Source organism: Desulfosarcina sp. (assembly GCF_041551955.1).
GTDB lineage: Bacteria > Desulfobacterota > Desulfobacteria > Desulfobacterales > Desulfosarcinaceae > Desulfosarcina.
This window is the reverse complement of record NZ_JBFELV010000167.1, coordinates 1-9834: the sequence shown is the minus strand read 5'-3', so window position 1 is coordinate 9834 and position 9834 is coordinate 1. Positions and strand designations below refer to the sequence as shown.

The following is a 9834-nucleotide window of genomic DNA, read 5'->3' as shown; positions in this document are numbered from 1 at the left end:
ATGTTCGCCGAGCACGGATTCATTCCACTTGTCAAGATCGTTAAAGCGCTCCTCAAAAACCATGCGCTGTGGACTTTCATCTTCGGGAATCTGAACGTGGTAAACGATGTTGCGGGATGCCATCATGTCCCCGCTGCCCACGGAACCGACAGAGGTGACGACAACAAATTTTTTCAGGCGAATATCTTCGTTGGCGGTTACGATTAAATTCGAGAAATCGGAACCATCGGTTCGGTTAACGCCTACAAGGGTATTGGTATCACGGCTATTTTCCCGGTAGGTGTAAGTCTTTCCAGCCAGAATGAAGGATCCGTTGCGGTCCGGAAACAGCTCGCCGGAACCGGCGGAAAGGGAAAGATCACCGCCGCTTGAAACCGTCTGTGCGACGGTTTGCGCGACTGGGTATACCGGCGTGTCTGCCGGAACCGTCACTGGGGATGACAATTCATTGAAGGTAATCACCTGCCCGGCAAGGGACGCGGATGAAAACGCGTAAACGGTGTCATTGACGCTCAGGTGGCCGCCTGTCATGGGAAAGGAATAAGCGGTACTCCCGTATATGCGCGTTGTCAATGTAGCTGTGTTTAAGAGATCAGCGTCCACAAGGAAATAATAGGGGGTAAAGGAAACGGTGAATGAACCCTGATTATCCTGCAACTGGTGAGAAACACCGTGGACGGCGTTCAACGCCGTATATTTGGCGATTTCACCGGTTGCATGGAGATATTGGCTGGCGGCGTAGCGCATGCCGGATTCAGCCAGATAATAAGCCTGAGTGGATCTGCCCGTGGCGGTGCGATGCCATTGGGAGGAGCTGATCATCGGCACGATAGCGGCACCCAATGCAGAAAATACCAGGATGGCGATGATGATTCCAATCAGCGCGCTGCCATCGGCCTTATTGGAGAGGTTAAGCTTGGCTTTGGCTGGGTGAGTATGGATTTTTGGTCGACCACGCCATAGCAGACAGCCCAGTGGTATCACAACGAATGCCCATCTTATCAGCGTTCGGATGGTTGCGACGTCGGAGTCGACCGGGCCGGGCCGCACTGTCGAAATAAAGCAGGTATATTGGTCGCCGGTGGGTGGGTCAACGGGCACGGTGGCTGAGCTGCCGCCGTAATTGTCGTTGTTCCTCAGATGAACCAGGCTGGTCGCATTCACGGTAACTCCGACAAGGTCCTGGCGAAGCAAGTTCAATGAAAATTGAATGGTTGAAAGTTCGCGAATGTCATCCGTCCAAACCCAATTGTTGCCGGCCTTAAAGTAATTCAAGGTAAATGAATCCACGCGGTCAGTCAGAATGACGCCTTTGTTTTCAAGATCGGTGTCGGAAATCGGTCCTTCCAAATCCTCATAAAGCTTGATCGTATCATCCACCTTGGCGATGGCATGCGCTTGGCCGGTTGCCGAGTAATAGACGATATATGGTCGTGTCCCATCGGTATAGCTGATGCCGGTCAATTCCAGCAGCTCTCGATGAATTCTCGTGGTGGCGAGTTGAATTTTCTGGGAAAGGCTGACGTTCTCCCGGACGATCGCATAGCTGCTGATGGCGGATACGATGCCCATGCCGGCTATGGAGGCGAGAATCCCGGCTACCACCAAAGATACGATGATTTCGATCAGTGTAAAACCGTCGTCACCGCTTGATCGGTGCTGTTCTTCCATGTCGACCGGAGCCGGTTTCATCTGATTCATAGAAAGTTATCGGGTAAACAGCGAGGTCAATGAATGGTCGCCCATTGAAATCGTTACCTTCAATATTCGGCAACCCGGCGTGCTGCAGGGCACTTCTACCTGGTTGCCGTCGAAAAGGATATATTTACTGTCGGTCAGTATATAGGTACCGTAAAAACCGGCGGTTTCAACCCTATTTTTAAAGGTGTCGAGGGGTGTGGTGTCGGAGAGCAGCAGTTGTTTATAGTCCGCGTTCATGCTCTCAAAGACATTTTGCAGGGCCATGCCCTCCTGCATGGATACAATTGGCTCTGCGCTTCTGGAGAGGCTGGTTCCCATGAACTGTGCCAGCATAACCGAAAGGATGGCGGTAACCGTCAGGGTCACGATAATTTCGATCAGGGTAAATCCTGTTTGATCCGATGGTTCTGATTTCATGGGATAAAGCCTGTGCTTCGGGTCACACGAATGGTTGTGTTCGCTTCCCCGCCTGCCGAGAGTGTCAACAACAAATCAGCCTCGATGGGTTGGGTGCCGCTGTTGTCGTCACAGGGGCGGCCTCGATTATCAAAAGAGAGGGTCATCGCGCTCAGGGTCAGCTTAAATGGGGTAAGATCGACGATGGTGGATTCCTCGCCAGGCAGTTTCCGTCGATTACCCGCATCGTCAGGGTCGCCGTCGACAAAAAGCCAGTAAGACTTCCCCGTGTCATCGCAGTGGATTCCCCATATCCGATCGGATTTCATGGATTGGGACTGAGCATAGCGGATGTGGGATTTGATTACCTCGACCTGGGCCACCAGGTCGGTCCGGCCAATATCGCTGCGGCCGATAACCATCACGCTGACGATGCCGATAATGATCAGCACCACCAGCACTTCTATAGGGGTAAAACCCATCTGATTCCGTGGTTTGTAAAATGGCGGCATGCCAGTTGAATACCAGATGTTAAGGCTGAATAAAACCTCAAATCAGCGAGTTTGCCGCTTTTCCGGTTAGCGACGCCATCGGTTCTTAACGAATTGTATTTACCTCGATTTTAACGTAATAAAGGACCAGGTAAAAACCACGCTTCATTTGCACGCGCACGATAACGTACCCAGATGCAGGTCATGAATGTGAACCGACCCTTTTCTTCGACCCCTTGCGAACCGGAAAAGTCGATCGATGTGCCTGAGCACACCCTATCACTGCCCGTCGATCAATCAGCCCGGCAGACGGTGTCGGCGCTGCTTTTTTTTCTCGTGGTGCTTCTCTTGGTTTATGCGTCCAGCTTTTCAGGCATCTGGATATACGACGACGAACCGAATATCCTGAACAATCAAAATATTCACCTCGATCGGATCGACGTTTCTTCCCTGAAAAAAACGTTATATTTAGGGTCACCGAACGTTTCCAACACCGAAAGGATAAAACGTCCGTTGGCATACCTGAGCTTCGCCCTGAACTGGTATGGGGGAAAGAACCACGTGTTCGGCTACCACGTAGTCAATTTCGTGATTCATTTTATCGCCACGGTGTTTCTGTATCTGTTCATCAAAAACTCCATGATGTTGCCAATCGTCGACAACAAGTATCGCCGTTGGGCCCACCCGGCGGCCTTTTTATCAGCCATGATATGGGCCATTCATCCCATTCAGGTCACGGCGGTAACCTACATCATTCAGCGGATGGCCTCGATGGCCGGCATGTTTACCATTATTGGTATGTATGGATATCTCAAAGCAAGGACCGCCCGAACAGGTAGGGCAACGACTGTCGGATACGCTGCCTGCGGATTGTGTGCACTGGGTGCCTTCGCAACCAAAGAGAACAGCGCCATGCTTCCGGTCTCGCTGTTTTTGTATGAAATGATGATGATCAGGGGCGTTGCCCATATCGATGTTAAAAAGGCGGCACGATGGGGGCTGCCCGCGCTGGCCCTGGTGATCCTCGTTGGCCTGCTTTACATTGATCCGACCCGACTGCTCGACGGTTATAACAACAGGCCTTATACAGCCGTTGAAAGGATGATGACGCAATCGCGTGTGGTCCTGGTTTATCTGAAGATGCTGTTTTATCCCCTGCAATCCGAGTTGACCCTGGTTCATGACATCGACATATCCACGTCCCTTTGGTCACCCTGGACGACCCTGCCGTCCATCATCCTGGTGGCCGCGTCTTTTTTCGCCGCCTTGTTCTGGCTCTCCAGAAGGCAGCCGCTTTTCGCCTTTGCCGTTGTCTTCTATTTTGTCAACCATGCCATCGAAGGCTCTTTTATTGGCCTCGAACTGATCTACGAACACCGTAACTACATCCCTTCCATGATACTATTTGTAATTCCGGTCATTCTCTTACTTCAGACGCTTGGTTATTTTTCCTACAGCCGGAAATTCCAGATGCTGTTTGTGGTTAGCGTGGCGGTGATCCTGGCGTCTATCGGGCACTCCACCTACGCTTACAGCAGTCTGTTTCGTCACGGTCTGATATTCTGGAGGGACAACGCTAAAAAATCACCCCACTTGAGCGTCGTACAGAACAACTACGGTATTGAGCTGATGAAACATGGCTTTAATGACAGGGCATTTCAAGCGCTTCAGCGGTCAGAAACCTTAGACCGGTATTTCAACCTCTCGCAGAAAGGGGTGACCTACCACAACCTGGGATTATATTACGAAACCATTGAAAACGACTATTCGCAGGCCCTGTCTTATTTTAAAAAGGCCACCGAAATCACCTCGAATTCCAAAACCATGTGGTTGGCCTATGACATGTGCGAACTGGTCAACGGAAACGTGGAAAAGGCGGAGACACACCTCGAGGCGTGCATCAATAAATGGCCGGGTGACCCCGACATGCTAACGGCAATGGGAAAAATACAACTATTCAAGGGAAACGCGGAGACGGCGCTCGGATATGCCCGGCAAGCCCGGGTTGCCTTGCCTGGAGCCGTTGGGCCGTTGGCCATTTTCGGCGAAATCTATCGGTTGCAGGGAAACCTGACAAAGGCTGTTTTTTTCTGGAAGGCTTATCGAAGCGAACGGCCCGACAGCCTTGCCGCTGCCCTGACGCTAACCGAACTTTACGATCAGACCGGAAATTACGACCGGCTTAACCGAGTGGTTTCCGATCTTCTGGTCGCCAAAGGCGATAAGGCATGGGATGTCTGGCTGCAGGAGGGCTTGACCCGTGCAAAATTAACTGAAGCGGTGGCTTATACGCAACATCCTGAATATCTGTTATCTGTGATTTCGTCTTCGTTAAGGAGGGAATCAGAAAACGCCGGGAACGGCCGCTGAGACCAAAGGGCCTTTTCCCGACGCCGGCTGTTGCGTGTAGATTCCCACTGTTTCCGGCGGGGTTCGCCGGCAAAACATGCGATCAGGGTGAACCGGGGCGTGGAATAGTTCTGCTTTTGCTTTGCCCGGCGAGTTGGGTACCAGAATTCCCTGTAATGCCCAGCGTGATTGTGTTTCCAGAAAGGGATGTGTCCAACGTGAAGTCACCGAGATTCGTTCCGATGGTGGTATTGTCATAGATGATCGCACCCGGCGTGTCCCCCAAAAGCAATTGCTTGGCGAAGTGTTGATTAACCCGCCCAACCCCTTCGCCCAAGGCGGCATCCAGGGCCTTATCTCGGGCCTCTTCCTGCAGGTTGAAATATTTGGGTATGGCCACGGCGGCCAATATCCCTAAAATGACCAATACGGCAATAATTTCAACGAGGGTAAAACCCTTCTGGTTCTCGGTAACTTGCTTTAATTGGCGATCGTCAGTCATGGCTCCTCAATTTCGGCATGGAATAAGTTGTCGTTGCGTTTATCATGAGCACAGATAGTGCCAACGGCTAAGCAACTGTGTGCTGTAGATAATTTAACCGTAAGGAAAAACTTAAAAAAACACCGACCAAAAAAAACTGGCCGTTCGTTTGTTACTTAGATCATTGATCGTAAAAAAGCAAACCCTACATTTTATGTAGTTTCATCCTCTGAATTTTGTAGGTTATGCGCCGCGGCTATGGTTTAAATTCGGCGATATTGATCTGGTGCTTTTTTATTCGGTGCCACAAACTGCGTTCCTTGATACCCAGAAAGGTGGCGGCCTTGACTTGCACCCCCCCGCAGCGGCGAAGGGCGTCAACGATCATGCGCCGCTCATAATCCTTGATTTGCCAATCTAGATCGGTGTTCCCATTTTGGTCCTTGGTTCTCTCGTTCGTGTGACGGGCTGGCCTATTGAAGCTATCGTTTCGATTTAATGACACGGGCAGGTTGGACGGCAGAATTTTTTTATCTGCCAGAACGTCCGCCGATTCCAGCGCATTTTTCAGTTCCCGAACGTTACCCGGCCAATCGTTGGTCATCAGCAACTGAAGGGCTTCCGACGACAGGTGTCGCTCTCTGCCCAGTTCGTTCAAAAACTTTTCGGTAAGCAAGGGAATGTCTTCGCGCCTGTGCCTCAATGGCGGCAACATGATGGAAAAAACATTCAGCCGGTAGAACAGGTCCTGACGAAAAAGGCCACTGTCAACCATGTGTTCAAGATTTCGATTCGTGGCGGCAATAAAACGGACGTTGACGCTTGTCGGCTTTATGGCGCCTAATCGTTCAATGGTGTTCTCCTCTATGGCACGAAGCACCTTGACTTGGGTTTCCAGCGGCATATCGCCGATTTCATCCAAAAAAAGGGTGCCGCCGTCAGCCAGTTCGAATTTTCCTGGTTTTTTGGTATTTGCACCGGTGAACGCCCCTTTTTCGTGGCCGAACAATTCACTTTCCAACAACGCTTCAGGGATGGCCGCGCAATTAATGGCAACAAAAGGCTGCTCGTTCCGTTTGCTGTGCTGGTGAATGCTTCGGGCAATCAGTTCTTTTCCCGTACCGGTTTCTCCGGTTATCAGCACCGTTGAGTCTTTGGGCGCCACTTTGACAATCTGGTTAAACACCCCGCGCATCACCTTGCTCTGTCCAACGATATCCGGAAACAGCTGCCGGGCTTCAACCTTGCTCAACAATTCCGAAACCTGATCGAACACCATGGTAAATTTGCCCATGTCACCGGTGGCAACAGCGGTCTTTTTTGGCGGGCTGACATTTTTTACAATCCCTAACCCTTCTGTTTTTATAATAAAACGCTTTACTGGATCGATCAGCAGCTTAACGATGAGGATGCCGCAGATCAAGGTGAATGCGATCAGCAGCATCCCCCACCAAACCACGGGCCATTGCGGGTTTAAGGCTTTGGAAAGATAATAGGTGGTCGTATTGTAGGTGACGATGATGGACAAGATGGCGATTCCGGCAAAAATAACCGGAACGATGACATACAGGCTGATATGGAAACGAATGTCTTTCATCAGTTAACCATTTTGACCATATCCCACATGGGCAGATAGACGGCCAGGGCAAAGAACAACACCATGGCTGCCAAGCAAACCGTCAGCAGCGGACCGATGGAATCGGAAATGCGTTTCATGGCGAACTCGAGCTCAGAATCATAGTGTTTGGCCGCTTCGTGGAGCATCTCATCGAGATTCCCGGATTCTTCACCAATGGCAACCATGTTGATGATGATCGGCGTAAAATACGGTGACGTCGCCAGCGGGCCAGAAATCCCGCGGCCTTCTTCCAGGCGTTCGGTAATATTTTCGAATGCCTTGGACAACGCAGCGTTGTTGATGGTCTCAGACAAAATGGTCATGGTTTCCAGTACGGATATACCACTGGCTTGAAGAATGGCGAAAATACTGGCAAACCGAGCCATCGCCGCTTTGCGGACCAACACGCCAAACAACGGCAGGTGGAGCAGCAGCCGATCTCGTCTGTATCGTCCGGTCTCGCTTTTAAGATAGATGTTGATAAGGATGCCTAACCCGACAGCCAGCAAGATCAACACCGGCCAGTAGGCGGTCAAGATGGCGTACAATTTCATGCAGATCACCGTGGGCAGGGGCAATTGGAGTCCGGTTTTCAGAAAAATAGCGGCGAATTTGGGAATGACCATGGTCAGTAAGATTAGAAACGCCGCCAGCAGCGAGACGATGACGATGGCCGGGTACTGGAGCGCCGATCGAATATCGGATCGTATTTTATGATCATGGTCCATGATATAGATCAGGCGGTCCAGGATTTCGGGCAGGGCGCCGCTGGTTTCACCGGCATGAAGCATGCTGCAATATAACGGTGAAAAAACGGAAGGGTACTTCCTGAATCCGTCGTATAAGCTCCCACCCTCCCGGATATCCTGCGAAATGGAGACAATAATCCGTTTTAACTTTATGTTTTCACATTGATTTTCAAGTACCTGAAGGAGTTTTAGCATGGAGACGCCGGCGCGGATCAGTGTCCTGAGTTGTTTGGTGAACAGGATCAATTCGGGCAATTTGACGGGGGTGAGTTTTTCCTGTAGTTCCGTCAGGAAAAAACCAATCCCCGATTTTGACCTATCGGTTATTTCTTGTGGGATATACCCCCGGGCCACCAGTGCATGGGTGGCGGCTTCCACAGAATCGGAATCGATGGCCCCGGACACGGAACTGCCGTTTTCAGTAATTGCCTGGTAATAAAATTTGGCCATAAAATTAAGCTTATACCTCACAGATGGTTACATCATTACCGCTGACACGGCTTCGTCGAGGGTCGTTTCTCCCTGGATCACTTTACCAATGGCATCATCTTTCAAGGTGCGCAGGTGGCCGGATTCTCTGGCGGCCCGCATGATTTCCTGGGATGAAGCCCGGCGAAGGATCATCTCTTGAATCATTTCATCGATGACCAAGATTTCAAAAATTCCGGTGCGGCCTTTATACCCCTTGTCCATGCAGCTGTAACAACCTTTCCCCTGAACGAAATCGGCGCCCTGGACCTTGTCCAGCCCCCAGTAGGACAGGGCGGCCGCGGGCGGCTTCCAAGGTTTTTTGCAAAATGGGCAGACTTTCCTTACCAGGCGCTGGGCAATCGAAACCAGCATCACCGACGATACGAGAAAAGGCTCGATACCCATGTCGATAAACCGAGTGATGGCCCCGGCAGCATCGTTGGTGTGAACCGTGCTTAACACCCGGTGGCCGGTGAGGGCGCTTTGCACGGCAATACTGGCCGTTTCCGAATCGCGAATCTCACCGACCATGATGACGTCCGGGTCCTGACGCATGATGGAACGCAGGCCGCTGGCAAATGACATGCCTGCTTTTCGGTTGAGCTGGATCTGTCGGATTTTGTTTATACGGTATTCGACGGGGTCTTCGATGGTGATGATGTTGATGTCTGGCTGGTTGATTTTCTTGAGGATGGAATACAGCGTCGTGCTCTTGCCGCTTCCGGTGGGGCCCGTGCTCAAAATCATACCGTATGGCTTGTTGATGATCGGTTCCAGCTTGAGGATATCCGCCTGGTTCATTCCAAGCTGTTCCAGCGTATAGACACCTCCGCTGGTGTCGAGCAGTCGCAGCACCATGTTTTCTCCATAGATGGTGGGAATGGTCGATGCCCGGATGTTGATCTCCTTGTTGTCCATGCGAATGGTAAAGCGGCCGTCCTGGGGAATCCGGGAAAGGGAGATATCCATGTTCGATAAAATTTTGAGCCTTGAAATGATCAAAAGCAACAATGATTTGGGTGGCGCCGGCACTTCATGAAGTTTGCCGTCTACGCGGAAGCGAACCTGCACGAAATCCTTTTCCGGCGAGATGTGAATGTCGCTGGCACCCTCGCGAACGGCCTGGGAGAGAATAGAGTTGACCAGGCGAATAACCGGCGCCTCTTCCGCCATATCATGCAGGGAGCTGACTTCCACATCCTCTGAAATGGCTGCTGTTTCTGCATCCTGGGCACTTTCGATCTGCATGTCGCTCATGCCGTCCAGCACCCCGCCGATTGCGGAATAGGTGCCGTACAGGCTAGAAATCATATGATTGAGTTCCTGATAGGTGCAAATTACCGCCTCCACCTCGATATTCGTGAAGACCTCAATGGCATCAAGGGCGTTGATCTCCATGGGGTCGGTCATGGCGATCTTCAGCAATTGGCCGTTCCGTTCGATGGGTACCAATTGATATTTCTGGCACATCTCCAGCGGAACCACAGCTGACAGAGAGATGTCGATGGGATAGGCGTCGGGTCTGTATTTTTCAATGGTCAGCTGCTGAGAAACCAGGTTGACGATTTCGGAGCTGCT

The 9834-nt window shown here is 51.2% G+C and carries 8 protein-coding genes; 1 reads left to right on the top strand and 7 read right to left on the bottom strand.

Annotated features, from left to right (window positions below):
* The 3 genes from ABYV26_RS13650 to ABYV26_RS13640 form a co-directional block, all read right to left on the bottom strand.
* Positions 1-1701: type II secretion system protein (locus ABYV26_RS13650; RefSeq protein ID WP_372681864.1), on the bottom strand; the 1701-nt coding region annotated here is incomplete at its 3' end.
* A gap of 6 nt (positions 1702-1707) precedes the next feature.
* The gene (locus ABYV26_RS13645) at positions 1708-2118 is read right to left on the bottom strand and encodes a type II secretion system protein J (RefSeq protein WP_372681862.1); all 411 of its coding nucleotides are present in this window, start codon (positions 2116-2118) and stop codon (positions 1708-1710) included.
* Entirely contained in the window at positions 2115-2579 is a 465-nt protein-coding gene (locus ABYV26_RS13640) for a Tfp pilus assembly protein FimT/FimU (protein ID WP_372681860.1), read from the bottom strand. Before ABYV26_RS13640 ends, ABYV26_RS13645 begins: the two co-directional genes overlap by 4 nt.
* Before the next feature lie 213 nt (positions 2580-2792).
* On the opposite strand from ABYV26_RS13640, the gene ABYV26_RS13635 reads away from it, so the two are divergent.
* Positions 2793-4958: a hypothetical protein gene (locus ABYV26_RS13635; protein WP_372681858.1), complete on the top strand. Its 2166-nt coding sequence runs from the start codon at positions 2793-2795 to the stop codon at positions 4956-4958.
* An 82-nt stretch (positions 4959-5040) separates the two neighbouring features.
* On the opposite strand, the gene ABYV26_RS13630 is transcribed toward ABYV26_RS13635, so the two are convergent.
* From ABYV26_RS13630 to ABYV26_RS13615, 4 genes are all read right to left on the bottom strand, one after another.
* Positions 5041-5439: a type IV pilin protein gene (locus tag ABYV26_RS13630; protein ID WP_372681856.1), complete on the bottom strand. Its 399-nt coding sequence runs from the start codon at positions 5437-5439 to the stop codon at positions 5041-5043.
* Between the two features lie 235 nt (positions 5440-5674).
* Entirely contained in the window at positions 5675-7015 is a 1341-nt protein-coding gene (locus tag ABYV26_RS13625) for a sigma-54 interaction domain-containing protein (protein WP_372681854.1), read from the bottom strand.
* Positions 7015-8235: a type II secretion system F family protein gene (locus tag ABYV26_RS13620; protein ID WP_372681852.1), complete on the bottom strand. Its 1221-nt coding sequence runs from the start codon at positions 8233-8235 to the stop codon at positions 7015-7017. The genes ABYV26_RS13625 and ABYV26_RS13620 overlap by 1 nt, the downstream gene beginning before the upstream one ends.
* Positions 8236-8262: 27 nt before the next feature.
* Positions 8263-9834 (bottom strand): GspE/PulE family protein (locus ABYV26_RS13615; RefSeq protein ID WP_372681850.1); only part of this gene is annotated, 1572 nt, incomplete at its 5' end.

What these genes read in the sequence shown, in the direction of transcription:
- ABYV26_RS13645 (WP_372681862.1), bottom strand. Translation starts at nt 2,118, where the DNA reads ATGAAATCAGAACCATCGGATCAAACAGGATTTACCCTGATCGAAATT.
- ABYV26_RS13640 (WP_372681860.1), bottom strand. Translation starts at nt 2,579, where the DNA reads ATGGGTTTTACCCCTATAGAAGTGCTGGTGGTGCTGATCATTATCGGC.
- ABYV26_RS13635 (WP_372681858.1), top strand. Translation starts at nt 2,793, where the DNA reads ATGAATGTGAACCGACCCTTTTCTTCGACCCCTTGCGAACCGGAAAAG.
- ABYV26_RS13630 (WP_372681856.1), bottom strand. Translation starts at nt 5,439, where the DNA reads ATGACTGACGATCGCCAATTAAAGCAAGTTACCGAGAACCAGAAGGGT.
- ABYV26_RS13625 (WP_372681854.1), bottom strand. Translation starts at nt 7,015, where the DNA reads ATGAAAGACATTCGTTTCCATATCAGCCTGTATGTCATCGTTCCGGTT.
- ABYV26_RS13620 (WP_372681852.1), bottom strand. Translation starts at nt 8,235, where the DNA reads ATGGCCAAATTTTATTACCAGGCAATTACTGAAAACGGCAGTTCCGTG.